This window comes from Ancylobacter sp. VNQ12, from assembly GCF_049445835.1.
Classification (GTDB): Bacteria; Pseudomonadota; Alphaproteobacteria; order Rhizobiales; family Xanthobacteraceae; genus Ancylobacter.
In genome coordinates, this window is sequence record NZ_JBMSDU010000020.1 from 40,226 (window position 1) to 65,778 (window position 25,553).

Below are 25,553 nucleotides of genomic sequence, written 5' to 3' on the forward strand. Positions count from 1 at the left end.
TCAGCCTGCGAGTGCAGCCTTCAGCCGGGCCGCCTGTTCCGCCAGAACCTCCGGCGCTTCCTTGTAGGACAGCGGCGCCCGCAACTCGACGCCGGTGTGGCGCGGGATGACGTGCACATGGAGGTGGAACACCTCCTGGCCGCCGGCCTTCTCATTGTGCTGGGTGAGGGTGATGCCGTCGGCCGCGAAGACGTCCATCTGCGCGCGGGCGATGCGCTGGGCGGCAGCCGCCACGGCGGCGAGATCGTCGGGCTCGACGTCCAGCAGGTTGCGCGACGGCGCCTTCGGAATGACCAGAACATGGCCGGTCGCGCGCGGCATGATGTCGAGGAAAGCGACCACGCGGTCGTCCTCATAGACGCAATGGGCGGGAAGCTCGCCACGCAGGATCTTCGCGAAGATGTTGCCGGGATCGTAGGTCATTCGAATTCCTCCCCTGTCAGCCTGACCTGATCGCAAGCGCGGTGGAGCCGGTCAAGGCTCATCCGCTTCCGCGTCGAGGTTGCGGCGGAAGGGACCGAGCTCGGACAACTCCTCGCCGGTCTCGGCGACATAAGCCCGCTCACGCTCGAGATAGGTGGCTACCGCGGCGCGGAAATCGGGATCGGCGATGTAATGGGCCGAGCGGGTGGTGACGGGAAGGTAGCCGCGCGCCAGCTTGTGCTCGCCCTGCGCCCCGGCCTCGACGGTGCCGAGCCTGCGGGCGATCGCGAAGTCGATGGCCTGATGGTAGCAGACCTCGAAATGCAGGAAGGGGTGGTGCTCGATCGCCCCCCAGTGCCGGCCATAAAGCGCGTCCGGGCCGATGAAGTTAATCGCGCCGGCAATCCAGCGCCCCGCGCGCTTGGCCATGACCAGCAGGATGCGCTCCGCCATGCGTTCGCCGATCAGCGAATAGAAACGACGGTTGAGATAGGGCCGACCCCATTTGCGCGAGCCGGTCTCCATGTAGAAGCCGTAGAAGGCGTCCCACGCCTCCTCGGTCAGGTCGCTGCCGGTGAGCCAGTGGATACTGATGCCTTCCGCCAGCGCTTCGCGCCGCTCGCGGCGGATCGCCTTGCGCTTGCGCGAGGCGAGGTCGCCAAGAAAACCCTCGAAATCAGCATAGCCGCGATTGTGCCAATGAAACTGCTGGTCGGTGCGCGGCAGAAAGCCCTCGTTCTCCAGCGCCTGCGCATCCTCATCACTCAGGAAGGTGGCGTGGACGGAGGAGGCATGCCGCATGCGCGCGAGCGCCACCAGCCCGCCGGCGAGCGCCCGCCTTGTGGTGTCGGGCTGCTGCCCCTCGCGTACCAGCAGGCGCGGGCCGGTGGCGGGGGTGAAGGGCACAGAGACCTGGAGTTTGGGGTAATAATGGCCGCCGGCGCGCTCATAGGCATCCGCCCAGCCCTGGTCGAAGACATATTCGCCGCGCGAGTGCGACTTCAGATAGGCAGGGCAGACGCCGAGCACGGTGCCATCCGCGCGTTCCAGCACCAGATGCTGCGGCAGCCAGCCGGTCTCCGGCGACACGCAGCCGGACTCCTCCAGAGCGGAGAGGAATTCGTGCGCGATGAACGGATTGACGAGGCTTCCGGAATCCCCGACACCCATACTCTTCAGTGGCTTAGACGAATTTGTGGATGTATCGTGTGATCTCAGGGCGGCGCAGGCATTCCAACTCGTGGCCGAGAGCGCGGTGATGTCGCTCTCGACGCGAAGAGTGAAGGTGTCGTCGGGCATGAGGCGGATCAGCTCGGGCGGGCGCGGGACGGTGCGACTTCAATTTGCGCGCCTTTGGGCCGGTGCGAAAGGGCGTTCACGCGAACGCGAACGTCGCCGGCCCCTAGGGGACGAAGCCCTCGAAAATCATCTGGTCGGCATGGCGTGCCGCCACGGCCCGGTCCTCCGGCGTGCGCACGGTCCAGGTCAGCACCGGCAGGCGGAAGGCGCGGCGGGCCAGCGAGACCGGCGTCGACGGCAGCTCCTTCACATAGTGCGCGATGAAGTCCGGCCGCGTGCGCGGGAAATGCAGCAGGTTGCCCCAGGTGAATTTGGTGGCGGGGCTGAGGATGTCCCATTCGGGATCGTCATAGGCGTGCTCCATGGTGATGCCGCGTGGAATCTGCGGCGCCAGCCTACGCACGGCGGCGACGAGGTCCGGGTCGAACGACATCAGCGCCGCGGGGCTGTCATAGCCTGCCAGCACCTCGACGGCGCGCTTGGCAACGCTCACATCGCCGTCGAACCGGCTTTTCAATTCGATGATCAGCGGCACGCGGCCGCCGACGCGGGCGAGCAGCTCGCCCAGCGTCATCGTCCGGTCGACTGTCCCGCGCAGCTCGGTCGCCTTGAATTGCGCGGCGGTCAGCGCATGGGCCGGGCCGCTGGCCAGCGTCAGGCGCTCCAGCGTGTCGTCATGGAACACCATGGCCTCGCCATCGCTGGAGAGCTGGATGTCCACCTCGATGGCGAAATCATGCGCCAGCGCGGCGTCGACCGCCGAGGGCGTGTTCTCGATCACGCCGCGCGCGGCATCGTGCAGCGCGCGGTGGGCGACGGGCCGAGCGGTGAGCCAAGCGGGAGCGTTCATGATGAGTGGCCGGGCAGGGGTCAGGCGAATTCGACGACGGCTTCGATCTCGACGCTCACATTGAACGGCAGGGCGGCGACGCCCACCGCCGAGCGGGCGTGCCGGCCGGCTTCGCCGAACACCTCGACGAGGAGGTCGGAGGCGCCGTTGATCACCTTCGGCTGGTCGGTGAAGTCGGGCGCCGAGTTCACGAAGCCGACCAGCTTCACCACGCGCTTCACCCGGTCGAGGTCGCCGAGCGCGGCCTTGATCTGGGCGATGATGTTGATGGCGCACTGGCGCGCCGCCGCGCGGCCGCCATCGATGTCCGCCTCGCCGATGAGCTTGCCGACGAGGAACTTGCCATCCGCCACGGAAATCTGGCCGGAGATCCAGAGATGGTTGCCGCTGATGACGGTCGGCACATAATTGGCCGCCGGGGCGGTGGCGGCAGGTATCGTGATGCCGAGGGCCGCGAGCTTGGCCTCAACCGTTCCGGACATTGGAATCTCCATGCTATTCTGCCGCAAGCGGGGATTGTTGGCGGTTTCCAACTTTCGCCCTTGTTCTCGCCTTGTCTTCGCGGTGCGATGTTTGTCTGATCGACATGCCGGGCGCAAGTCGCGCGCGGCCGCCTAAGGGAATTCCATCTCCATGTCCGCAACCGTGTCCGTCCGCGCCCTTCTTGCCGCCGCGCTCCTGGTCACCGCCGCCGTGCCGGCCGGCGCGGTCCAGCTCTCGCCGCATCGGGCGACCTACGCGCTCTCGCTGGACAGCAGCAAGCCGGCCAAGCGCGTCAACGGCGCCAAGGGTGAGATCACCTATGAGCTGCGCGGCAACTCTTGCGCGGGTTATTCGGTCCAGCTGCGCCAGAGCACCGACCTCGACACCGAGGGCGGGCGCCTCAACAGCGCGGTGACGACCGCCACCTGGGAGGATGGCGACGGCAATGCCTATCGCTTCCGCGTCACCAACACGATCAATGGCGAGTCGCCCGAGGAGGCCGACGGCGTCGCCGAGCGCAAGGACGGCCAGCTCGTCGTGCGCGCGACCAAGCCGGAGACCGAGACCATCCAGCTGACCAAGGGTGTGTTGCTGCCGACGCAGCACATTCTCAGCGTGCTGGCGAAGGCGCAGCAGGGCGATTCCATCTTGGAGGCGCCCGTCTATGACGGCTCGCCGGATGCGCGGAAGATCTTCGACACGCTGTCGGTGATCGGGCGGGGAACCAGCGATCCGAAGGGGCTGGAAGGGCCGGCGACCGCGCCCGATCTTTCCGGCCGCACCCGCTATCCCGTGACCATCAGCTATTACGAGCGCGGCGCCAGCGGCCAGACGCCGGACTACACGATCAGCTTCGATCTCTACGACAACGGCGTCAGCCGGGCGCTCAAGCTCGACTATGGCGACTTCGCCCTGCGCGGCACGCTCACTTCCTACGAGGCGCTGCCCCAGGAGGCGTGTTCGAAGTGACCTTGTCCGACGCGGTGTCGGTTGAGCTGAAGTCATCCGGCGCGTTACGGTTCGGCTGAGCTGCCGGCCGGCGGCGCGGCGCATCGAGCAGGATACCGCGGTCGATGATGTCCTTGCCGAAGCGTGCGCGCAGATCGTCCAGCGCCAGCTCCGCCTTGCCGCGCTTGGCGCCCTGGATGTCGACGAGGTCGGCGGGGTCGGCCAGCGCCGGATCGGCCAGTTCCGACACGCCGACGCCGATCAGCCGGAAGCGCCGCCCGTCGGTCTCCTTCGCCAGCAATTCGCGCGCATGCTCGAAGATGCGGTGGGCGAGCCGGGTCGGGTCCTCCAGCGAGCGCGCGCGGGTGATCGACTGGAAGTCGGCGGTCTTCAGCTTCAGCGTCACGGTGCGGCCGGAATGGCCGGCCGCCTTCAGCCGGTCGGACAGCTTGCGCGAGAGCGCGTAGAGTTCCTGCTCCAGCGTGCGGAAATCGCTGATGTCGACGTCGAAGGTGGTTTCGGTGGAGACGCTCTTGGTCTCGCGCTCGGGATTGACCCGCCGCTCGTCGATGCCGCGCGCCAGCCGGGCGAGGCGAAGCCCCTCAGCGCCGAAGCGGCGCGCCAGCGTCGTCTCGTCGGCGGCCTGTAAGTCGGCGATGAGGCGATAGCCCTCGCGTGCCAGCCGCTCCTGCGTCGCCTTGCCGACGCCCCAGATGGTGCCGACGCCGCGCGGGGCGAGGAAGGCGGCGGCTTCCGTGGAGCCGATCACCGCGAAGCCGCGCGGCTTGTCGAGATCGGAGGCGATCTTGGCGAGGAATTTGTTCGGCGCCAGCCCGACCGAGATGGTGACGCCGATCTCCGCCTCGATGGAGCGGGCGAGCCTGGCCAGCGCGCGCGCCGGGCTCTCGCCGTGCAGGCGCTGCGTGCCGGCGAGGTCGAGGAAGGCCTCGTCGATGGAGAGCGGCTCGACCAGCGGCGTGAGGCTCAGCATGCGCTCGCGGATCTGCCGGCCGACCGCGACATATTTCGCCATGTTCGGCTTGACCACGGTCGCCTCGGGGCACAGCGCCAGCGCCTTGAACATCGGCATGGCCGAGCGCACGCCCCTCACGCGGGCAAGATAGCAGGCGGTCGAGACCACGCCGCGCTTGCCGCCGCCGATGATCACCGGCACATCGCGCAAGGCTGGGTCGTCGCGCTTCTCCACCGCCGCATAGAAGGCGTCGCAATCGATATGGGCGATGTGGAGTTCGTCGAGTTCGGCGTGGCGGACGAGGCGCGGGCTGCCGCAATGCGGGCAGCGCGGGGCAGCACCGACATCATTGAGGCAATCGCGGCAGAAGGCCGGTGTGCCCGCCATGATGCCCCCTCAGTCGCCCGCCATGTCCGCATGGGCGAGGATCTCGCGCGCGGCCACGACATGTCCCGGTTCGATCTTCGCCTGCTCGGCATAGGCGATGAGCAGGTCCTGCCGGTTGATCAGGAAGTCCAGCAGCGCCACATGGAACGCGGCCGAGCCGGCGACGCCGCGAAGATCGGCCGGCGACAGCCCGCTTTCCGCGAGGAAGGGCCCGATCCGCTCGGGGTCGCCGGCCAGGAAGCCGAGCGCGCCGAGGCTTACCTCTCGGGCGGCCCGCTGGGAGGAGAGGCGGGTGGATTTGGGCGTGGATTTGCGGCTTTGCATTTGCGGTTCCGTAAGGAATGGCAGCGTAATGTAGAGGTTGAGGATAGGGCCGACACGCTGCTGGATACCGGCCCGCGCGCGGACCGTCGACGACGAAGTTCAGGACTCACGGACCGATGGCCAAGACCGTACTGATCGTTGAGGATAATGAGCTCAATATGAAGCTCTTCAACGATCTTCTCCAAGCCCATGGCTATGTCACGATCGGCACGCGGCACGGCGGCGAGGCGGTGGACCTCGCGCGGCGTCACCACCCCGACCTGATCCTGATGGATATCCAGCTTCCGGAAATCTCAGGCATCGACGTGACCCGCCGGCTCAAGGCCGATCCGGAGCTGAAGGCGATTCCCGTCATCGCCGTCACCGCCTTCGCGATGAAGGGCGATGAGGAGCGAATCCGCGAGGGCGGCTGCGAGGCCTATCTGTCGAAGCCGATTTCCGTCGCCAAGTTCATCGAGACGGTCCGGCAGTTCCTGCCCGAAACTTGAGCGGTGGGGCCGGGCCGGCGTCGTGTCGCTGCCGCGGCGAACCCCGTTGCTTTCGGTGCGCGTTGCGCTAGCTTCATCGGCGGTATGAGCTTGCCCTGCGGAGTGCTCGGGTCCGCCGCATCTCCTGGGTCCGTGGGGTCCGGTCGGCGGGTGGTGGTTCAGGAAGGCCTCTCCGGACCATCACCTGCCGATCACCGGCCAATCTCCTGAAAAGCCAACAAAAAAGGCGCCTCGCGGCGCCTTGTTCGTCTCAAGCGATCGGCCCTGCAGGGCCGGGATCACTCAATGCTCACTTGATCTTGCCTTCACGGAACTCGACGTGCTTGCGCGCGACCGGGTCGTACTTCTTCACGACCAGCTTGTCGGTCATGGTGCGCGAGTTCTTCTTGGTAACGTAGAAGAAGCCGGTGTCGGCGCTCGACACGAGCTTGATCTTGATGGTCGTTGCCTTGGCCATTGACCGGGTCTCCTGGTACGTGGCTCGGCCACGTCTAAAAAATCGGGTTCGCGCGGCAGCGATGCCGCTCGTTGGGCATCCGTATCCGTGATCGGGACGCGAATGTCAAGAAATCCCGCTCAGCGATCGCGCCATATCTGTCCGGCGACCACGGCGGCATAGAGCGCCAGGAAGGCGCCGATCGTCCAGGCGAAACCGTTGGGGTCGAACAGCTGCATGCCGCCGCCGACGGCGGTGGGGCCGACGATCAGCCCCACCGAATACAGCATGATGAAGGCCGCATTCGCCGTCGCCAGCGCCGCGCCGTCGAATCGCGCCCCGAGCAGCGTGAGCCCGACCGTGTAGAGGCCCGCGACGATGCCGGTGGTGGTGAACACCGTCGCCCACATCGCCCAGCTGTCGATGGCGAGGTGGGGAATCAGGAAGGCGCCGACCACGCCGATCGTGCCGCAGACGAGCAGCAGCTTGCGGCGGTCCACGCGGTCGCTCAGCAGGCCGAGCGGCAGCTGGAGCCCGACATTGCCCAACTCGGCGATGGTGAGCAGCAGAGCCGACTGCGGCTCGTTCAGTCCGCGATGCAGGCCGTAGAGCGGCAGGAAGTTGATAAGCCCGGTTTCCACGGCGCCGAACACGAAGGCCGCCAGCGTCGCCGCGGGCGCGATCCGCATCAGGCTCAGCACGCCGCGCGAACTTTCCTTCTCGATGGCCGGCGCGCTTGCGGCACCGATCATGACGGGGATCGAGGCCAGCACGAAGAAGATGGCGCCGCAGAGATAGGGCGCCCATCCCGTGGTGCCGACGAGGCTGAGAATCGCCGGGCCGCCGGCGAAGCCCATCGACAGCACCGTGCCGTAGATGCCGATGACCAGGCCGCGTCGGTGATTGGGAGCAGCGGCATTGATCCAGAACTCGCTGACGACGAACAGCACGCACAGCGCGCCGCCGAAGATGAAGCGCAGCGGGAACCACAGCAGGAACGAAGCCGTGACCTTGAAGGCCAGCAGGCTGACGGCAGCTGTGAGGACGGCGACCATCAGCAGCGCCCCGGCGCCGAAGCGGCGGACCATGTTCGGCAGGAACGGCGCCAGCGTAATGGTGGCGATGCCGCCGGTCGCGGTGTTGATGCCGATCCAGGTCGGCGAGATGCCACGCGCGTCGAGCTCGAAGGCGAGCAGCGGAATGGACAGCGCAAGCCCCAGCCCGACGACCGAGATGGCCCCGATCGCCGCGGCGATGGAGGCGATATTCACGCTCCGCGGCGCAACGGGGGCTGACATGGTCGACACTTGAAAAGGCACCTGTGACGAAACGGGAGGCGATGCCTCCAGCCGGCTTCGTCTAAACCAAACAAGCGGAAAGTCGAATGACTTTTGGCAATGTGTTCATGACGGCAATTGCTGGATCGGCGGCCGCGTGAACGCCCTCAGGCCAGGGTGTCGCGATACATCCGCCCGACCCGCGAAAAGTAGAACGGCACCGGCAGCCACGGGCGATTGCCGGCTTTCAGCCGGGTCTCGACCTCCTCGATGATGGCAAGCGTGATGGCGGGCACGTCGGTCTGCTTGGCTTCGGCGAAGGTCAGCCACGCGGTTTCGACCAGCTCCGCATCCGGGCCGACGACGCCTTCCTCGCGATGCGTGACCTCGGATGCGTCCGCCAGAAAGAACCGCGTGTCGAAGCGGCGAGGGAGCCGCGGCGGGGTGATCGCGCGGGCGACGAAGGTCAGGCCCTCGAGATTGGGAAACACGCCCGCTCGCGCGAAAGCCTGCCAGCTCTCCGGCAGTCCTTCCGGCGCGCCGGCCTCCCGCGTGCCGAGCAGAAGGCCGGTCTCCTCGAAGATCTCGCGGATCGCGGCCAGCGCCAGCGCGCGAGCCCGCGGCGCGCCGGGGCGGGTCACGCGCGCCAGCAAGCGCCGCTCGCTTTCGCTATCGAGCGTGCCGTAGACAGGGACACGGCGGTCATGCGGGTCGACCCGCCCGCCGGGGAAGACGAACTTGCCCGGCATGAACTTCAGCGCCGGATTGCGCCGGCCGAGCAGGATGCGCGGCGTACGCCGGGTGCGATCCACCAGTACCAGCGCCGCCGCGTCGACGGGGCGGACACTGGAGTGCGCAGCAGGGCGCGGCGCGCCGGCAAAGCGCGCGGAGACGTCGGCGGGTTCCATGTCGGCTCAGGTCTTCGCGGCGAGGGAGCGCGCGACAAGCTCCTCGGCCTCGCGCTGGCTCGGCGGCACGGGGTCGCGCTCGGGGTCTGTCGGGTCGAAGCCGTGCATGCGCATGACCCATTGGTAGCCGATCAGCGCGCCTTTGACCGGCGGCAGCAGCACAAGCGCGAGAATCAGCGTCATCGGCAGCCAGACGATCATGTGGATCCACAGCGCGGGATGTAGCGCCATCTCCACCGCGAGCAGCAGCGGCACGACGATGTGGCCGACGATGGTGATGACCATGTAGGGCGGGGCGTCGTCGGCGCGGTGGTGCCACAGCTCTTCGCCGCAGGCGGGGCAGTGTTCATTGACCTTGAGATAGCCGCCGTACAGCTTGCCCTCGCCGCAGGCCGGGCAACGCATGCGAAAGCCATTGGTGAGGGCGGGGCCGAGAGCCCTTTCCTTGCGTGCGACCATTTCCTGTTGCCTCCCGGCGCTATCTGCGCTTGCCGCGCCCCACCGGGCGCGAACGCTCCGCGGAGCGGCTGAAGCGATTGCGGCCGGGGCCGCGAGGGCCGCGCCGGCCGTCCATCACGAACTGCCCTTCAGATATGAGCTCGAAGCGCAGCGCGCCAGCCACCGGCGCCGCCTCGACCAGCTTCACTTCGACGCGGTCGCCGAGGCGGTGCATCTCGCCGGTGCGTTCTCCGATCAGCGCGTGGCGCGCCTCGTCGAAGCGGTAATAGTCCTGGCCGAGGGTGACGGCGGGGATGAAGCCGTCGGCGCCGGTGTCGTCCAGCGCGACGAACAGGCCGACCTTGGTGACGCCGGCGATGCGCCCCTTGAAGGTGGCGCCGAGCTGCTGCGCCATGTGGTGGGCGATCAGCCGGTCGATGGTCTCGCGCTCGGCCGCCATGGCACGGCGCTCGCTGGCGGAAATGCGGGCGGCGATTTCCGCCAGCTGTTCCGGCGTCGTGGTCTCCGGTAGGCCGTCATGGCCGAGGCCGAGCGCTCGGACCAGTCCGCGATGCACGATGAGGTCGGCATAGCGGCGGATCGGCGAGGTAAAATGCGCGTAGCGCCGCAGATGCAGGCCGAAATGACCGTAATTCTCCTGCGCATATTCCGCCTGCGCCTGGCTGCGCAGGATCACCTGGTTGACCAGCGGTGCCAGCTCCGAGCCGACGACGCGGGCGAGGATGTCGTTGAACTGCGCCGGCCGCACGGTCTCGCTCTTGGGCAGCTTGATGTCGAGCGTCTGCAGGAATTCGCGCAGGCCCGACATCTTCTCCAGCGAGGGCTGGTCGTGCACGCGGTAGACGAGGGGCGTGCGCTTCTCCTCCAGCGTCTCGGCGGCGGCGACATTGGCGAGGATCATGAACTCCTCGATCAGCTTGTGCGCGTCGAGCCGCTCGGGGACGATCACCTTGTCCACCGTGCCGTCGGGCTTCAGCAGGATCTTGCGCTCCGGCAGGTCGAGCTCCAGCGGCGAGCGGGCGTCGCGCGCCTTCTTCACCGCGCCATAGGCGGCCCAGAGCGGGCGCAGCACGTCATCCAGCAGGGGCGTGGTGGTGTCGTCGGGGCGCCCGTCAATGGCGGCCTGCGCCTGCGCATAGGCGAGCTTGGCGGCCGAGCGCATCATGATGCGGTGGAAACTGTGGCGCTTCTTGCGCCCATTGGCGCCGACCACCATGCGCACGGCGAGGGCCGGGCGGTCTTCCAGCGGGCGCAGCGAGCACAGGTCGTTGGAGATGCGCTCGGGCAGCATCGGCACCACGCGGTCGGGGAAATACACCGAATTGCCGCGCACCAGCGCTTCGCGGTCGAGCGCGCTGCCGGGGCGGACATAGGCGGCGACATCGGCGATGGCGACGGTGAGGATGAAGCCGCCTTCATTGTCGGGGTCGAGGTCCGGCACCGCATGGACGGCGTCGTCATGGTCCTTGGCGTCGGGCGGGTCGATGGTCACCAGCGGCAGGTCGCGCCAGTCCTCGCGTGTCTCGTGACGCCCGGCGAGGGTGGCGGGCCGGGCCGCCTCGGCCTCGGCCAGCGCCTCGCGGCGGAACACGCTGGGAATGCCGTGGGCGTGGATGGCGATCAGGCTGATCGCCTTCTCGGTCGCGACAGAGCCGAGCCGCTCCTTCACCTTGGCGGTGGGCAGCCCATAGGCGTGGTGGCGCACGACCTCCACGGAAACGAGGTCGCCGTCTTCCGCGTCGCCGGCGAAATCCGCCGGGATGGCGAGCTCGCGCCCCATATTGCGCTTGTCGACGGGAATGAGCCGCCCACCACCGCCCTGCGCATCGCGCCGGAAGATGCCGAGGGTGAGCGCGCGCGCCTTCTCGATCAGCTTGAGGACCTGGCCATTGTGGCGGATGCGCCCGTCCGCCTCCGGCATCTCCTCTGTCTTCAGCAGCACGCGGTCGCCGAGGGTGGGGGCGGGGCCGGCGACACGGCCGCGGCGCGCGAGGCGGACAAGGATCCTCGGTGCTTCGCCGTGCTCCTCCGTGTCCCAGTCGATGGGCTGGGCGATCAACTCGCCGTCCTCGTCGCGCTCCACCACCTCCGCCATCACGACCGCGGGCAGGGCGCCGGGCAAATGCAGCTTGTTGCGCTTGCGGCCGATCAGCCCCTCGTCGGCGAGTTCGCGAAGCAGGGACTTGAGGATGATGCGGTCGCTGCCGTCGAGCCCGAAATGGCGGGATATCTCGCGCTTGCCGACATCACCGCCATGAGCGGCGATGAACGCCATCAAATCGTCGCGACTGGGCAAGCCCTTCGGGGGCCTTGGCGCGATGGTCTTGCGGGTCTTCGTTTTGGCAGGCTTGCGCACGATTCACTGTCCTTGAAGGGCGTCGCCACGCTACCGGCAACGCGTGCCCGCGTCGACCGCGCATCGCGGACTGAAGCATTCGTCCTCCAGGGATGTCTCTTGCATTTCACCGCCCAAGCGACGATTTTGCCGCCCTTCCGGGGGGGCCGGAACCGTCGATCTGGATTCGCCTTATGGATGCCCGCTCACCGGAGGCAGCCGACGCACCGCTGTCTCATGCCGAGATTCGCACGATCATCGTCGGCGTCATGCTCGCCATGTTCCTCAGCGCGCTGGACCAGACCATCATCGCCACGGCGCTGCCGACCATCGGCGCCAGCTTCGGTGATCTCGAAAGCCTTTCCTGGGTCGTGACGGCCTATCTGCTGACCGGCACGGCGGTGACGCCGCTGGTGGGCAAGCTGGCGGACATTCACGGCCCGCGCCCGGTGCTGCTGGTATCCATCGCCTTCTTCCTGATCGGCTCGGTCATGTGCGCGCTTGCTCCGGGCATGATCTGGCTGATCGTGGGTCGCGCCGTGCAGGGGCTGGGCGGCGGCGGTCTCATCGCGCTGGCACAGACGATCATCGGCCTTCTCGTCGCGCCGCGCGAGCGCGGGCGCTATCAGGGTTATTTCGCGGTGGTGTTCATCACCTCCAGCATTGGCGGGCCCATCCTCGGCGGCTTCTTCGCCGAGCACCTGCACTGGTCGCTGATCTTCTGGATCAACGTGCCGCTCGGCATCGCGGCGGCGGCGATGAGCGACCGCGCGCTGCGCAACCTGCCGGCGCATCACCATCCGCACCGACTCGACATTCTCGGCGCATTGCTGATGTGCGTCGCGACCGTGGCGCTGCTGCTGGCGCTCAGCTGGGGCGGCACGCATTTCCGCTGGTTCTCGGCGCCGATCATGAGCCTGCTGGCCGTATCTGTCCTCGTATGGGCCGCCTTCGGCCTGCGGGTGGCTACCGCCGCCGAGCCGCTGCTGCCGGTCGCCGTGCTGGCAAATCAGGTGGTGCGCACCGGCGTGCCGGCGGCCGCCTTCGCCATGGGCACGCTGGTCGGCCTGTCGATCCAGATGCCGCTCTACCTCGAAGGGGTGATGGGCCTCACCGCGTCGCAGTCCGGTGTGGCGCTGATCCCGCTGATGGGGGGCGTCGTCGTCGGGGCGACCGGCGCGGGCCGCGCCATGGGGCACGTGACCCATTACAAGCGTCTGCCGGTGGTGGGCCTCGTCGCGTCGATCCTGTCGCTGGCGCTGGTGGCGTTCTGGCCGCACCCGCTTCATGTCGTCACGGTCGCGCTGGCGATGGGCGTCACCGGCGTCGGGCTCGGCACCGTGCTGCCGATCTCGACCGTAGCGGTGCAGAACGCGGTGCCGCTGCCGCAGATGGGCACGGCGACGGGGGTGATAAACTTCTTCCGCTCGCTGGGCAGTGCGGTTCTCACCGCCGGCTTCGGCGCCATCGTGATCGGCATGTCCGGCGTCGAGGGCAGCGCGCTGCTGGAGCGACTGCTCGCCGGCACGACGCAGGTGACCCCGCTCGCCGATGCCTTCCAGTGGATGTTCGCCGCCGCCGCCGTCTCGCTGGGGGTGTCGCTGATCGCCATACTGGCGATGGAGGAGCGCCCGTTGCGCTCCGGTCACGCGCCAGCGACGGCGCTGTCCGAATAGAGCCGGGAGGCCGAAGCCTCCCGCCTTCTACTTGCCCTTGGCGCCTGCCGCCTTCTTCGTTGCCGCCGATTTGGTCGCGGTCTTTGCCGCGGCCTTGGTCGGCGCCTTTTTCGTCGCGGTCTTGGCCGCGGGCTTGGCGGTAGAGGCCGCGCGACGCGCCGGCTTGGCGGGCGCCGAACCGGCCTTGGCGGTGATGAGTTCGACCGCCTTATCCAGCGTCACCGTTTCCGGATCGACGTCCTTCGGCAGCGTCGCATTGACCTTGCCGTGGTTCACATAGGCGCCGAAGCGGCCGGGACGGACGGTGATCGGCCCGCCGAGACTCGGGTGTTCGCCCAGCTCGCGGCCGCCGACAGCGCCGCGACCGCGGCCGGGGCCCTTGTTCTGCTTGTCGGCGATGAGCGCGACGGCGCGGTTGAGCCCGATGGCCAGCACGTCGTCGTCGGCTTCCAGATTGGCGTAGGTCTTGCCGTGCTGGACATAGGGGCCGAACTTGCCGATACCGGCGAGGATGGGTTCACCCGTGTCAGGGTGGCGGCCGATATCGCGCGGCAGCGACAGCAGCGCGAGCGCGGTCTCAAGATCGACATCCGCGGGAGCCAGTCCCTTCGGCAGGCTGGAGCGCTTGGGCTTCTCGCCGTCCTTCGCCTCGCCGAGCTGCAGATAAGTGCCGAAGCGCCCGTCACGAATGGTGACTTCCAGCCCGGTCGCCGGATCGGTGCCGAGCACGCGGGTGCCATTGGCTTCCGAGGGGTTGTCGGAATCGCCGTTCTGCACGGCCAGCGGCCGCGTGTATTTGCATTCGGGATAGTTCGAGCAGCCGATGAAGGCGCCGAACTTGCCGACCTTCAGCGAGAGGCGACCCGTGCCGCAATGCGGGCACAGGCGCGGGTCGCTGCCATCTTCCTTCGGCGGGAAGATGTGGGCGGTGAGCATCTCGTCGAGTGCGGAAATGACCTCGGAGACGCGCAGGTCCTTGGTCTCGCCGATGGCGGCGGTGAAGTCGCGCCAGAAGTCGCGCAGCACTTGCTTGAAGTCCAGCTCGCCGGCGGAGATCTGGTCGAGCTTGGCCTCGAGATCGGCCGTGAAGTCGTACTCCACATAGCGCTCGAAGAAGCTCTCGAGGAAGGCGGTGACGAGGCGACCCTTGTCCTCCGGCACCAGCCGGCGCTTGTCGAGCCGCACATATTCGCGGTCGCGCAGCACGGCGAGCACGGACGCGTAGGTCGAGGGGCGCCCGATGCCGAGCTCTTCCATCCGCTTGACCAGCGAGGCTTCCGAATAGCGCGGCGGCGGCTCGGTGAAGTGCTGGTCTGCCTTGACGCCCTTGTTCGCGAGGCTTTCGCCGGCGGACATGGCGGGAAGGCGGCGGTTCTCCTCGTCCTCGTCCTCGTCGTCGCGACCTTCGCGATAGAGCGTGAGGAAGCCGTCGAACTTGATCACCGTGCCGGTCGCGCGCAGCTCCAGCGCGCGCGCATCCACCTTCGCGTCGATGTCGACCGTGGTGCGCTCCAGCTCGGCCGATTCCATCTGGCTCGCCACCGTGCGCAGCCAGATCAGCTCATAGAGCTTGGCCTGCTCGGGCTCGAGCTGCCGGGCGACGTCCTTCGGCAAACGGGCGATGTCGGTCGGCCGGATCGCCTCGTGGGCCTCCTGCGCGTTCTTCGCCTTGACGGTGTATTTGCGCGGCGCGGCGGGCACGTAGCGCTCGCCATATTCCCGGCCGATCACCGAGCGCGCGCTGGCGATCGCCTCTGGCGCCATGTCGACGCCGTCGGTACGCATATAGGTGATGAGGCCGACCGTCTCGCCGCCGACATCGATGCCTTCATACAGGCGCTGCGCGATCCGCATGGTCTGCGCCGGGGCGAGGCCGAGCTTGCGGCTGGCCTCCTGCTGCAGCGTCGAGGTGGTGAAGGGCGGGTAGGGATGGCGCCGACCCGGCTTCGCCTCGACCGAGCGCACCTTGTAGTCCGACGTTTCCAGCGCCTTGCGGAAGGCGGCCGCCTGATCGGCGGTGCCGACATCGAGCCGGCCGATCTTCTCGCCATCGGCGCCGACGAGACGGGCCTCGAAGGTCTCACCACGCGGCGTCGCCAGCGTTGCGGCGATCGACCAGTACTCGCGCTTGACGAAGACTTCGATCTCGCGCTCGCGGTCGCACACCAGACGCAGCGCCACGGACTGCACGCGGCCAGCCGAGCGGGCGCCGGGCAGCTTGCGCCACAGCACCGGCGAGAGATTGAAGCCGACGAGGTAATCGAGCGCGCGGCGGGCGAGATAGGCATCCACCAGCGCGTCGTCGATGTGGCGCGGATGCTTCATCGCCTCCAGCACGGCCTGCTTGGTGATGGCGTTGAAGACGACGCGCGAGATCGGCTGACCCTTGAGCGCCTTCTTTTCCTTCAGCACCTCCAGCACGTGCCAGGAGATCGCCTCACCCTCGCGATCCGGGTCGGTGGCGAGGATGAGCCCGTCGGCCTCCCGCACGGCCCGCGCGATGTCGGAAAGCCGCTTCTGCGACTTCGGATCGACATCCCAGAGCATGTGGAAGTCCTGCTCGGGATCGACCGAACCATCCTTCGCGGGAAGATCGCGCACGTGTCCGTACGAGGCGATCACCTCGTAGTCCGGCCCGAGATATTTGTTGATCGTCTTCGCCTTTGCAGGCGATTCGACGATGACGACCTGCATGCGTCCGCCGCGTTCGTTGGAAGTCCAGCCCAAAGCGGCCGGGAAAATGGGGTAGCCGTACCGACCTGTCAAATACGGCATCGCCTGCATGACGCCGAACTGCCGCGTCCGCAAGGGGAAATGCCGCATTTGCCGTTTCGCACGGCGTTGGAGGCCACAACCGAAGATTGTCCATCTGCGGATGATAGCAATTTTTGATATACTTAATTACTTTATCCCGGCGTCCAAGTGGGGCATATTCCGTCGCGGGATGCGTAGTGCGGTGCCACTCCCTTATCCACAGGCCGTCAGTGAACGAATTTCTTCGCGATCCGGGCGCGCAGCGCGACGTGGCCCGTTATATCGCCGCCATGGCGAAGGAGCTTGCGGACATGGCGTCCGGCCGCGGGATGCCGCTGCTGCGCTATCTCCTGGAGATGGCGCAGGATGAGGCGCTGTCGATCAGCCGGGAGCAGCAGGAGACCAGCGAAGCGGACGAACAGCTCCGCTAGAGGCTGCCTGAGCCGAGCGATACCCGGCCGCCGGCGTGCCGTTCGAGACGGCCGGCAAGCTCAAGCTCCAGAAGCAGAATCTGTACGCCCGCTGCGCCGCTGCCGGACATGGACACGAGATCGTCGACGGCAATCGGCGTCGGTCCCAACAGTGCCAGAAAGCGACCGCGCAGATCCTCGCTGGGCTCGGGTGTTCCCGGCTGATCCGCGGCTTCCTCCTCCACCCGCAGTGTGATCGGACGGTCGCGCAGCGCGGTGAGCGCTTCAAGCACGTCGCTGACGCTGGTGACGAGCGCGGCGCCCTGCCTGATCAGGCCGTTCGTGCCTGCGGCGCGGGGGTCCAGAGGCGATCCGGGCACCGCTAGCACGTCGCGCCCCTGCTCGGCGGCGAGACGCGCGGTGATCAGCGATCCCGACCGTTCGGCAGCCTCGATCACCAGGGCGCCGAGCGCCAGACCCGACACCAGCCGGTTGCGGCGGGGAAAATCGCGGGCGCGGGGCTCCCATCCGAGCGGCATCTCGGTGAGCACCGCGCCCTGTTCGGCAATGCGGGCAAAGAGCGCGGCATTTTCCGGCGGGTAGGGACGGTCGAGGCCACCGGCGATGACCGCGATGGTGCCGGTGGCAAGCGAGGCCTCGTGGGCCACGGTGTCGATGCCGCGTGCGAGGCCTGAAACCACCACCCAGCCGGCCTCGCCGAGCCCGCGTGCCAGCCGCGCCGCCATGGTCCGGCCCGCGCCGGAGGCATTGCGGGAACCAACGATGGCGACCGCCGGGCGGTTGAGCAGTTCCACCCGGCCGGCGACGGTGATCAGCGGCGGCGCATCGTCGATCTCACGGAGCAGGGCGGGATATTCGGCTTCGCCGAGCGCGATCAGTTGCGCGTCGGCCTTCGCCAGCGCCGCCATTTCGGCTTCAGCCTCGGCTATGGTCGGGATGCGCGGCGGAATGAGGCGCCCGCCGCGCCGGGCGAGCCCCGGAAGGGCCTCTAGCGCGGCAGCAGCCCCGCCGAAGCGGTTGATCAGGCCACGGAAGGTGCGGGGACCGACATTCTCCGTGCGGATCAGGCGGAGCCAGTCGCGGCGCTGTTCATGGTCGAGATGAACGCCGCGTGCCGCCAAGGATCAGCCTTTCCGCCCGATCTTGCCTTCGGTTCCCGAAAGCAGCCGGGCGAGGTTGGCCCGGTGCAGGAACCAGAGCAGCGCGGCTAATATGGATAACAGGATGCCGGTCTGCTGCGAGGCGAGGAAAAAGGCTGCGACGGCTGTCGCTACGCTGGCGATCAGGGCAGAGAGCGAGGAGTAGCGTGTCACGAAGGCGATGGTCAGCCAGACGGCGGCGAAGATCAGCGCCGCCGGCCAGGCCAGCGCCAGCGTCACGCCGAGAAACGTCGCCACGCCCTTGCCGCCCTTGAAGCCGAGCCAGACCGGGAAGACATGGCCGAGGAAGGCGCCGAGCGCGGCGGCGAGTGCGGCCTCCTGACCGATGAAATGGCTGGCCAGCAGCACGGCCACCGTGCCCTTCAGCGCATCGCCGAGCAGCGTCGCCGCCGCCAGCCCCTTGCGGCCGGTGCGCAGCACATTGGTGGCACCGATATTTCCCGAGCCGATGCCGCGTATGTCCTCGGTGCCGGCGAGGCGCGTCAGGATGAGCCCGAACGGGATCGATCCGAGCAGATAGCCGAAGAACAGCGCGACATAGCTCGATAGCGAGGGAATGGACCAGCTCATGCCACCGACCTTAGAGGCTTTTTGCCGAAAGTGAATGACGTGAGGTCAATACACCCTCGCGCCTCACACGTATTCATATACCGTGCGGCCTGAAACCAGCGTACGCACCACGCGACCCTCGAAACGCGCCTCGTCGAAAGGCGTGTTGCGACTGCGCGATTTGAGCGATGCGGCATCGAGGATCCAGGCCTCGTCGGGTGCGATGAGCGCTATATCGGCGGCGCGGCCGGGGCGTAGCGTGCCGGCGGGCAGGCCCAGCAGTTCGGCAGGGCGGGTGGACATGGCGCGGATCAGCGTCATCAGCTCGACGCTGCCATCGTTCACCAGTCGGAGCCCTGCGGCGAGCATGGTCTCGAGGCCGACGGCGCCGAAGGCGGCTTCCGAGAACGGCAGGCGCTTCACTTCGACGTCTTGCGGATTGTGGTCGGAGACGATCACGTCGATCAGCCCGTCCGCTACCGCCTGCACCAGCGCGGTGCGGTCGTCCTCGCCGCGCAGCGGCGGGGTCAGCTTGAAGAAGGTGCGGTAACCGACCACGTCGCGCTCGTTCAGCGTCAGGTGGTTGATGGAGGCCGAGGCGGTGACCGCGAGGCCGGCCTGCTTGGCGCGGCGCAGCACATCCAGTGATTCGGCGCAGGTGAGCGAAGCCGCGTGGTAGCGCCCACCGGTGAGGGCGGCGAGGCGCACGTCGCGTTCCAGCACGATGGTTTCCGCCGCCTTGGGCACGCCGGCAAGGCCGAGCCGCGAGGCGAGCTCGCCTTCGTTCATTACGCCTTCGCCAGTGAGCGAGGTGTCCTGCGTGTGATGCACGATCAGCGCGTCGAAGTGGCGTCCATAGATGAGGGCGCGGCGCAGCACCTGCGCGGTCGGCACGGACGAGGTGCCGTCGGTGAAGGCGACCGCGCCGGCCTCGCGCAAAAGGCCGATCTCCGTCATCTCGCGGCCCTCCAGCCCCTTGGTGAGGGCGGCCATGGGATGGACGTGGACGATGGCGGTGTCGCGCGCCCGGCGCAGCACGAAGTCGACGATGGCCGGCTCGTCGATCACCGGATCGGTGTCGGGCTGGCAGATGATGGTGGTGACGCCGCCGGCCGCGGCGGCCTGGCTGGCCGAGGCCAGCGTCTCGCGGTGCTCGGCCCCCGGCTCGCCGATGAAGGCGCGCATGTCGACGAGACCGGGCACGGCGATCAGGCCGGCGCAGTCGACGATCTCGGTGCCTTCCGGCAGGCCGGCGTCCTTCAGATTGCCGGCAATGTCCTTGATGACGCCGTCGGCGACGAGAATGTCGCCATGGCTGTCGATGTCGCGCGAGGGATCGATGATCCGCGCATTGGCGAGGAGGGCGGGGCGGGGGTCACGCATTGGGCAGGTTCCGCGAGAGCGCGTCCAGCACGGCCATGCGGACGGCGACGCCCATCTCGACCTGCTCGCGAATGAGCGACTGGGCGCCGTCGGCCACCGCCGAATCGATCTCGACGCCGCGGTTCATCGGGCCGGGATGCATCACCAGCGCGTCCGGCTTGGCAAAGCGCAGCTTCGCTTCGTCCAGTCCCCAGAAGTGGAAATACTCTTTCACCGAAGGCACATAGGAGCCGTTCATGCGCTCGCGCTGGAGGCGCAGCATCATGACGATGTCGACATCGGCGAGGCCGCGGCGCATGTCGTGGAACACCTCGACGCCGAAACGGTCGATGCCGGTCGGCAGCAGGGTCGGCGGGGCAATGACACGAACCTGCGCTCCGAGCGCCTGCAACAGCAGGATGTTGGAGCGGGCGACGCGCGAATGGGTGATGTCGCCGCAGATGGCGACGGTGAGCCCCTGGATGCGGCCCTTGTTGCGGCGGATGGTCAGCGCGTCGAGCAGGGCCTGTGTCGGGTGCTCATGCGCGCCGTCGCCGGCATTCACCACCGAGCAGTCGACCTTGCGGGCCAGCAGCTCCACCGCGCCGGAAGCGGCGTGACGCACGATCAGCACGTCCGGGTGCATGGCGTTCAGCGTCGCCGCCGTGTCGATCAGCGTCTCGCCCTTCTTCACCGAGGAGGTGCTGACCGACATGTTCATCACGTCGGCGCCGAGGCGCTTGCCGGCGATCTCGAAGGAGGACTGGGTGCGGGTCGATGCCTCGAAGAAGAGGTTGATCTGGGTGCGGCCGCGCAGGGTCGCACGCTTCTTCTCGACCTGTCGGTTGAGGATCACGAACTCTTCGGCGAGGTCGAGAAGCCCGACGATCTCGTCGGGAGACAGGCCCTCGATGCCCAGCAGGTGCCGGCGGGAGAGGGCGAAACTGGCAGTCGGGTTCGATGTCATATCGAAGTCGGCTGGATAGACGCAGCAAGCCCGCGCCGCAAGCGATTAAGCACGGCTTTCCAATGATTCCGTGACGGGCGCCGCCGCCGCCCTCGTGTCGATGCGGGAACCTCGGCGGGGGCGCGACGTTGGTTCGACGATGCGCCCGATGGCGCGACAGGAGTACGAACCATGACGAATACGACCTTGAAAAGGGCCGGAATCGGCAAGCTCGCCGCTGTCGGCTTCGTGGCGGCGGTGACGGCCTTCACCGCCATTCCCGCTTCTGCCGTTCCGCTCGGTGGGGCGGGCGTCCCCGATGCCGTGAAGGCGTCCGCGACCTTGCCGGTGGAGAATGTGAAATGCCGAGCCGGCTGCGCAGCCGCGATCGGCGTCGGCGCGGGTCTGGTCACCGGCGCCATCATCGCCAATCAGGCACGCCGCGACCGGAGCTACTATTATGACGACGGTTATGATGACGGCCCGACCTATTACAGCCGCTCCGGCTATGCGCGCTCGCCCGGCTATGGTCGCTGCTGGGTCGAGGTGAACCCTGACCGTGGCACCGGCTACTGGACCAATTGCTGACGCCGATTGGAGCGACGCTCGACGGGCGGCGGCCGTGCTGCCGCCCGTGGACGCGGCTAGAGATGCGCGACGAGCGCGATGACCGTCGGCATGGTGACTGCGGCGAGCAGGGTCTGTACCGTCAGCATCTCCGCCAGCAGGGGAGCGTCGCCGCCCATCTGGCGTGCCAGCACATAGCCGTTCGGCGCCGAAGGCACCGACGCGCCGACGGCGACCACCAGCAGATCGACCTCCCTCAGCCCCAGTGCCAGACCGATGGCGATAGCTGCGGCAGGTAGCGCGAACAGCTTTATTCCGCAGGAAAGCCAGGTCGCAGGGCGTGGGCGCCGCAGATCGCCGAGCCGAAGTCCTGCCCCGACGACCAGCAGCCCCAGAGCAAGCGAGGCGCGGCCAAGTATATCGGCGAAGGTCAGGATGACGGTCGGGATGGGAATGTGGAACGCGTTGATCAGCGCGCCGAGGCCGCAGGACCAGATGAACGGATTTCGCACCAGCTGCATGATCAGTAGCCGGTTGCTGGCGCCGCCATTCTCGCCGTGGCGGGCGAGCACGGCCACGCTGAGCGCGTTGAGCGCGGGAATCATCACCGCCAGCCCTACGGCGGCGACGGCAAGGCCGCGCGGACCGGCGAGCGAACCGGAGACGGCCAGCGCGATGTAGGTGTTCCAGCGCAGTCCGCCCTGAAATAGCGATGTGTAGCCCGGACCGGTCAGGTGGAGCGCATCGGAAAGAGGGCGGCGGAACACGCTCAGCAGCACGCCGAACAGCGCCACGGCGCCCAGCAGCGCGGTTGAAACTTCGACGACGGCGACCTCGCCAAGGTCGGCGCGGGCGATGCTCACGATCAGCAGCGCCGGGAACAGCACGAAATAGGTGAGCCGTTCCAGCGCGATCCAGTGCGAGGCCTCGGGCAGCAGGCCGCGCTTCAGCACGACTCCGAGGGCGATGACGAGAAAGACCGGGAGCAGGGCGCCGAGCACGAGGGTCATGACAGGTTGTTCCGCCTCAGCCGTGCTCGGCAATGAACCGGAGCCGGTCCAGCGCCCCCTGCAGGATGAATGTCGCCGCCTGCTGGTCGACCACTTCCGCGCGGCGGGCGCGGCTCATATCCATGGCGATCATGTCGCGCTCGACGGCGGCGGTGGATAAGCGCTCGTCCCAGAGAATGATCGGCAGCTCCGTCAGCCGTGCGAGGTTGCGGGCGAATGCGCGGCTCGCCTGTGCCCGCGGCCCTTCGCTGCCGTCCATGTTGACCGGCAGGCCCAGCACGAAGCCCACGGCGCCGCGCGCGCCGGCCAGCGACAGGATACGCCTGGCATCCGGCGTGAACTGCTTGCGCGCAATAGTTTCAACCGGTGCGGCGAGACGGCGATCGGGGTCCGAACTCGCGACGCCGATGGTCTTGGTGCCGAGATCGAGCCCGACCAGCCCGCCGCGCGGTGGCAGGAGGGGGACGGCATCGGCAATGGCGAGGATTGGAGCGGGCATGGCGCGAGCGCTAGCACGCCGCCGCGCGGCGCGCCACTTCGGCACATAGCCCGACCATTTTCGGCCGGGCTGTTGGGGAAGGCAATGGAGCCGCCTTGTGCTGTCATGGCGATGCACTATGTAGCCGCCGACAGAGGCGAGGAGACGGGAATGAAGATCACCTGGTTCGGCCACGCGGCCTTCCGACTCGAGTTCGCCGACAAGGTCGTGCTGATCGACCCCTTCTTCTCGGGAAATCCAGCCTTCGGCGGCAGCATCGAAGCCGCCAGCGCGGGCGTGACGCATATCCTGCTGACGCACGGCCATGGCGACCATGTCGGCGATACGGTGGCGATCGCCGGGGCGAGCGGCGCGACGGTGGTGGCGAATGCCGATCTCGCCAGCTGGCTCGGCACGCAAGGCGTCGAGAAGCTGGAAATGATGAATACCGGCGGCACCATTCACCTCGGTGGGTTCACCGTCAGCATGGTTCGCGCCGACCATTCCTCGGGCATGATCGTCGGTGGCGCGAGCGTCTATCTCGGCAATGCCAACGGCCTGATCGTCAAGGCGCCCGGCGAGCCGACGCTTTGGCACATGGGCGACACCGACATCTTTTCCGACATGGCGCTCATCGCCGAGCTGCACCAGCCGGAGATCGTGATCGTACCGATCGGCGACCGCTTCACCATGGGCCCCGAGACGGCGGCCGTGGCCGTGACACGCTATCTCGGCGGGCTCACCATCATTCCCGCCCACTACGCGACCTTCGGCCTGCTTGAGCCGAATGCCGACCGTTTTGTCGCTCTGGTTGGCGAAGAGGCGACAGTGGTCGTGCCGGAAAAGGGCCGCGCGAGCGAGTTCACCAGGGGCTGACGCCGTCCGTCATGCCGCCGGCTGGATCGCCGCCATGGCTTCGCGGACGGCGAAGGCTTGCCGCACCAGGGCGATGGCGGCGAAGGCCTCGATAGCCTCGACGAGCAGCGGTTCGGCAAGAAAGCCGGGAACGCCCTTCGTCGGTGCATCGACGCGGCGCACCAGGCCGGCCTGGGCCGCCTTGGCGAGAATGTCGGCGATGTGAGATCGCGAGATGCGGAATGTCCGCGCAAGTGGTGCGATGGGCAGCGGCGCGCCCGTATGGGTCGCCTCGTAGAGCGCGAAGGCGATCAGCAGCCCGCCGTCGCGATCGGCAAAGACACGCAGCCAGGGGACTTCCTGAGCGATACGCCAACCCGCCCGGAACGGCGCCAGCAGCGCCGCCACGAAGGCCGCGAGGAAGCGTTCGTCATCGAGATAAGCAAGGCCGATATCGCCCTCCGGCAAGGCTGGTCGCATCGCCAGCAGGACCGTGCGCCAACGCTCCTTGTGAATGTCGATGAGGCGCGGCGTGACGACAAGCCGCCGGCGTCGGCGGTCGATATCCGGCGCGGGGACGACGAGGCCGAGGAGGCGGGCGGCAGCCAGAATCGCCGCCACACGCCCGGGACTGCACAGGCCGAGAGCGGTGGCCTCGGCTTTCAGGCGTCCGACCGTGAGTCCCGGTGCGTCAGCCGGCTCGAAATTGAGGTCGAGCATCAACAGCGCCAGGATGATTCGCGCACGGTCATTCAGCAGTCGCGTGAGCAGAAGGTTGCCCTGATAGGCGCGGCTGAGATCGAGGACGGTTTGCCGGGCGATCTGCGGAAAGTCCGCCCGTGCACGCAAACGTGCGCGGGCCGCGACTTCGTCCTCCGACAATACGGGCACGGACGGGATGGCTGCCAGTGCTGCGGAGCCCATCATTCCCCTCGGGTAATCTGACCAAAAATCGACATTGCGCGAACGAAGCCTCTACCCATTATGCGCCCGTTTCCACAACGGAACAGCCGAGGGGCACAAATGACTTCCAATCAGGACCATAGGCTCCCAAGCCGCGGACGGGCTGTGCGATATGCGGCAGTGCTGGCACTGCTTGCGGCACCTTTGTTCCTCGCCAGCGAGCGCACGGAAGCCGCTGTCGTCTATTGCACCGGTCCCGGCGTCCCGGTCGGCTGCGTGGTGCGGACCGCGCCGGCGGCACGGGCCGCCGTCTACTGCACGCGTCCGGGCTATCCGGCCGGCTGCGTGGCAGGAGTCGGCGCGCCGGGCGTGGGCGTCGCGGGAACGCCGGCCACGCGAGCCGTTGCGCGTCCGGGGCCGGGCGTCAATGCCGGCGGGCCGGTGAATCGGCCGGGCCTGCGCTGAGACTTCACACACAAGGAGAACATCCATGACCTATCTCAATGCCGCCCTGATCCGTGGTGCCGCCGGCGCGCTGTGCATCGGCGCTCTTCTTGCCATCGGCACTGCCGCCCATGCCGATCGCGCGGCGGCCGACGCCTGCGCCGCCGCGCTCTCGCCGGATGCCAAGATGATCTACGCTGCGACCGTCGGCCAGGTCGTCGGCGGTGGCGATGTGCGCACCGTCGTCACCGATACGACGCGCTCGCTCGCCATGTCCGGCAAGATCGACCGCGGCGCGGCGCGCGGCAATGCTGAGGCCGCCGGCCAGTGCCTGGCGCAGGCCAAGTCCTGACCCTTTTCTGCTGAGGCGATGCGTCAGAGGTCCGCCGCATGACCAGCCGATTCTGACGCATTTGCCCGCCGGGGGGCGGCGACCGGCATTCGATCTCCACCGACGAAGGGTGCCGCGCGTTGCGGTGCGCGGCACCCGCCTGCTATAGGGCGCGCGTCGGTTTTCAGTTGAACTGGGATTTCGGATGTCGGTCGATCAGGCGACGGTCCGGCGAGTGGCGCATCTGGCGCGCATCGCCGTGACAGAGGACGAGGTGGCCCATCTGCAGGGCGAGCTCAATGCCATTCTCGCCTTCGTGGAGCAGCTCGGCGAGGTGGACACCTCCGATGTCGAGCCGATGACGAGCGTCATCCCGCTGAAGCTGCCCCTGCGGGCTGATGTGGTGAATGACGGCTTCTATCCCGAGCGCGTGCTCGCCAACGCCCCGTTGGCCGAGGATGGCTTCTTCGCCGTGCCGAAAGTGGTGGAGTGAGCGT

The 25,553-nt window shown here is 67.8% G+C and carries 28 protein-coding genes; 9 read left to right on the forward strand and 19 right to left on the reverse strand.

Annotated features, from left to right (window positions below; genetic code table 11):
• The 4 genes from ACO2RV_RS20765 to ACO2RV_RS20780 form a co-directional block, all read right to left on the reverse strand.
• Positions 1-423, reverse strand: a complete 423-nt coding sequence (locus ACO2RV_RS20765; protein WP_423296145.1) for an HIT family protein — start codon at positions 421-423, stop codon at positions 1-3.
• 51 nt (positions 424-474) lie between these two features.
• Positions 475-1,722: a GNAT family N-acetyltransferase gene (locus ACO2RV_RS20770; protein WP_423296146.1), complete on the reverse strand. Its 1,248-nt coding sequence runs from the start codon at positions 1,720-1,722 to the stop codon at positions 475-477.
• Positions 1,723-1,825: 103 nt separating this feature from the next.
• The gene (locus tag ACO2RV_RS20775; protein ID WP_423296147.1) at positions 1,826-2,572 is read right to left on the reverse strand and encodes a glycerophosphodiester phosphodiesterase family protein; all 747 of its coding nucleotides are present in this window, start codon (positions 2,570-2,572) and stop codon (positions 1,826-1,828) included.
• A gap of 20 nt (positions 2,573-2,592) precedes the next feature.
• Positions 2,593-3,054 (reverse strand): RidA family protein, encoded by a 462-nt coding sequence (locus ACO2RV_RS20780; protein WP_423296148.1) that lies wholly within the window; start codon positions 3,052-3,054, stop codon positions 2,593-2,595.
• Between the two features lie 151 nt (positions 3,055-3,205).
• On the opposite strand from ACO2RV_RS20780, the gene ACO2RV_RS20785 reads away from it, so the two are divergent.
• Positions 3,206-4,024 carry a cell envelope integrity EipB family protein gene (locus ACO2RV_RS20785; RefSeq protein WP_423296149.1) on the forward strand — a complete coding sequence of 273 codons (819 nt, stop codon included), beginning with the start codon at positions 3,206-3,208 and terminating at the stop codon, positions 4,022-4,024.
• Here the strand turns inward: ACO2RV_RS20785 and ACO2RV_RS20790 are convergent.
• Together ACO2RV_RS20790 and ACO2RV_RS20795 are read right to left on the reverse strand one after the other, a co-directional pair.
• Positions 3,981-5,363 (reverse strand): DNA polymerase IV, encoded by a 1,383-nt coding sequence (locus ACO2RV_RS20790; protein ID WP_423296150.1) that lies wholly within the window; start codon positions 5,361-5,363, stop codon positions 3,981-3,983. The genes ACO2RV_RS20785 and ACO2RV_RS20790 overlap by 44 nt on opposite strands.
• Positions 5,364-5,372: 9 nt before the next feature.
• Positions 5,373-5,687: a DUF3572 domain-containing protein gene (locus ACO2RV_RS20795; protein WP_423296151.1), complete on the reverse strand. Its 315-nt coding sequence runs from the start codon at positions 5,685-5,687 to the stop codon at positions 5,373-5,375.
• Between the two features lie 116 nt (positions 5,688-5,803).
• Between ACO2RV_RS20795 and ACO2RV_RS20800 the strand changes: the two genes are divergently transcribed.
• Entirely contained in the window at positions 5,804-6,175 is a 372-nt protein-coding gene (locus ACO2RV_RS20800; RefSeq protein ID WP_423296152.1) for a response regulator, read from the forward strand.
• A 289-nt stretch (positions 6,176-6,464) separates the two neighbouring features.
• On the opposite strand, the gene rpmG is transcribed toward ACO2RV_RS20800, so the two are convergent.
• From rpmG to rnr, 5 genes are all read right to left on the reverse strand, one after another.
• Positions 6,465-6,632, reverse strand: coding sequence for a 50S ribosomal protein L33 (gene rpmG / locus ACO2RV_RS20805; RefSeq protein ID WP_018390658.1), 168 nt, complete (start codon positions 6,630-6,632; stop codon positions 6,465-6,467).
• 119 nt (positions 6,633-6,751) lie between these two features.
• Positions 6,752-7,909, reverse strand: coding sequence for an MFS transporter (locus ACO2RV_RS20810; RefSeq protein WP_423296153.1), 1,158 nt, complete (start codon positions 7,907-7,909; stop codon positions 6,752-6,754).
• 146 nt (positions 7,910-8,055) lie between these two features.
• Positions 8,056-8,796, reverse strand: coding sequence for an NUDIX hydrolase (locus ACO2RV_RS20815; protein WP_423296154.1), 741 nt, complete (start codon positions 8,794-8,796; stop codon positions 8,056-8,058).
• 6 nt (positions 8,797-8,802) lie between these two features.
• Complete coding sequence (locus ACO2RV_RS20820; RefSeq protein WP_423296155.1) at positions 8,803-9,255, reverse strand: DUF983 domain-containing protein; 453 nt, start codon at positions 9,253-9,255, stop codon at positions 8,803-8,805.
• Between the two features lie 19 nt (positions 9,256-9,274).
• Positions 9,275-11,530, reverse strand: coding sequence for a ribonuclease R (gene rnr / locus ACO2RV_RS20825; protein WP_423296156.1), 2,256 nt, complete (start codon positions 11,528-11,530; stop codon positions 9,275-9,277).
• Positions 11,531-11,784: 254 nt separating this feature from the next.
• Here rnr and ACO2RV_RS20830 point away from each other — a divergent pair, with 254 nt between their 5' ends.
• The gene (locus ACO2RV_RS20830) at positions 11,785-13,266 is read left to right on the forward strand and encodes an MDR family MFS transporter (RefSeq protein WP_423296157.1); all 1,482 of its coding nucleotides are present in this window, start codon (positions 11,785-11,787) and stop codon (positions 13,264-13,266) included.
• A 27-nt stretch (positions 13,267-13,293) separates the two neighbouring features.
• On the opposite strand, the gene topA is transcribed toward ACO2RV_RS20830, so the two are convergent.
• Positions 13,294-15,960, reverse strand: coding sequence for a type I DNA topoisomerase (topA, locus tag ACO2RV_RS20835; RefSeq protein WP_423296158.1), 2,667 nt, complete (start codon positions 15,958-15,960; stop codon positions 13,294-13,296).
• 290 nt (positions 15,961-16,250) lie between these two features.
• Here topA and ACO2RV_RS20840 point away from each other — a divergent pair, with 290 nt between their 5' ends.
• Entirely contained in the window at positions 16,251-16,451 is a 201-nt protein-coding gene (locus tag ACO2RV_RS20840) for a hypothetical protein (protein ID WP_423296159.1), read from the forward strand.
• Here the strand turns inward: ACO2RV_RS20840 and dprA are convergent.
• From dprA to ACO2RV_RS20860, 4 genes are all read right to left on the reverse strand, one after another.
• The gene (dprA, locus tag ACO2RV_RS20845; RefSeq protein WP_423296160.1) at positions 16,448-17,572 is read right to left on the reverse strand and encodes a DNA-processing protein DprA; all 1,125 of its coding nucleotides are present in this window, start codon (positions 17,570-17,572) and stop codon (positions 16,448-16,450) included. The two genes, ACO2RV_RS20840 and dprA, sit on opposite strands and share 4 nt — an antisense overlap.
• A 3-nt stretch (positions 17,573-17,575) precedes the next feature.
• Positions 17,576-18,181 carry a glycerol-3-phosphate 1-O-acyltransferase PlsY gene (plsY, locus tag ACO2RV_RS20850; protein ID WP_423296161.1) on the reverse strand — a complete coding sequence of 202 codons (606 nt, stop codon included), beginning with the start codon at positions 18,179-18,181 and terminating at the stop codon, positions 17,576-17,578.
• A gap of 63 nt (positions 18,182-18,244) precedes the next feature.
• Positions 18,245-19,543 (reverse strand): dihydroorotase, encoded by a 1,299-nt coding sequence (locus ACO2RV_RS20855; protein ID WP_423296162.1) that lies wholly within the window; start codon positions 19,541-19,543, stop codon positions 18,245-18,247.
• The gene (locus ACO2RV_RS20860) at positions 19,536-20,489 is read right to left on the reverse strand and encodes an aspartate carbamoyltransferase catalytic subunit (protein ID WP_423296163.1); all 954 of its coding nucleotides are present in this window, start codon (positions 20,487-20,489) and stop codon (positions 19,536-19,538) included. Before ACO2RV_RS20860 ends, ACO2RV_RS20855 begins: the two co-directional genes overlap by 8 nt.
• 171 nt (positions 20,490-20,660) lie before the next feature.
• Between ACO2RV_RS20860 and ACO2RV_RS20865 the strand changes: the two genes are divergently transcribed.
• On the forward strand, positions 20,661-21,056 hold the full coding sequence (locus tag ACO2RV_RS20865; protein WP_423296164.1) for a hypothetical protein: 396 nt from the start codon (positions 20,661-20,663) through the stop codon (positions 21,054-21,056).
• A 56-nt stretch (positions 21,057-21,112) separates the two neighbouring features.
• On the opposite strand, the gene ACO2RV_RS20870 is transcribed toward ACO2RV_RS20865, so the two are convergent.
• Together ACO2RV_RS20870 and ruvX are read right to left on the reverse strand one after the other, a co-directional pair.
• Positions 21,113-22,045, reverse strand: a complete 933-nt coding sequence (locus ACO2RV_RS20870; RefSeq protein ID WP_423296165.1) for an AEC family transporter — start codon at positions 22,043-22,045, stop codon at positions 21,113-21,115.
• 16 nt (positions 22,046-22,061) lie between these two features.
• Positions 22,062-22,544 (reverse strand): Holliday junction resolvase RuvX, encoded by a 483-nt coding sequence (gene ruvX / locus ACO2RV_RS20875; protein WP_423296166.1) that lies wholly within the window; start codon positions 22,542-22,544, stop codon positions 22,062-22,064.
• 150 nt (positions 22,545-22,694) lie between these two features.
• On the opposite strand from ruvX, the gene ACO2RV_RS20880 reads away from it, so the two are divergent.
• Positions 22,695-23,399, forward strand: coding sequence for a metal-dependent hydrolase (locus tag ACO2RV_RS20880; protein ID WP_423296167.1), 705 nt, complete (start codon positions 22,695-22,697; stop codon positions 23,397-23,399).
• A gap of 9 nt (positions 23,400-23,408) precedes the next feature.
• Here the strand turns inward: ACO2RV_RS20880 and ACO2RV_RS20885 are convergent, their stop codons facing one another.
• Positions 23,409-24,305, reverse strand: coding sequence for a hypothetical protein (locus ACO2RV_RS20885; protein WP_423296168.1), 897 nt, complete (start codon positions 24,303-24,305; stop codon positions 23,409-23,411).
• A gap of 156 nt (positions 24,306-24,461) precedes the next feature.
• On the opposite strand from ACO2RV_RS20885, the gene ACO2RV_RS20890 reads away from it, so the two are divergent.
• The 3 genes from ACO2RV_RS20890 to gatC all read left to right on the forward strand — a co-directional run bounded on the left by ACO2RV_RS20890 (position 24,462) and on the right by gatC (position 25,549).
• A complete protein-coding gene (locus tag ACO2RV_RS20890) occupies positions 24,462-24,746 on the forward strand; it encodes a hypothetical protein (protein WP_423296169.1) in 285 nt (94 codons plus the stop codon).
• 25 nt (positions 24,747-24,771) lie between these two features.
• Positions 24,772-25,077, forward strand: a complete 306-nt coding sequence (locus tag ACO2RV_RS20895; protein ID WP_423296170.1) for a hypothetical protein — start codon at positions 24,772-24,774, stop codon at positions 25,075-25,077.
• A gap of 184 nt (positions 25,078-25,261) precedes the next feature.
• Positions 25,262-25,549 carry an Asp-tRNA(Asn)/Glu-tRNA(Gln) amidotransferase subunit GatC gene (gene gatC, locus ACO2RV_RS20900; RefSeq protein ID WP_423296171.1) on the forward strand — a complete coding sequence of 96 codons (288 nt, stop codon included), beginning with the start codon at positions 25,262-25,264 and terminating at the stop codon, positions 25,547-25,549.
• Positions 25,550-25,553: the final 4 nt, after the last annotated feature.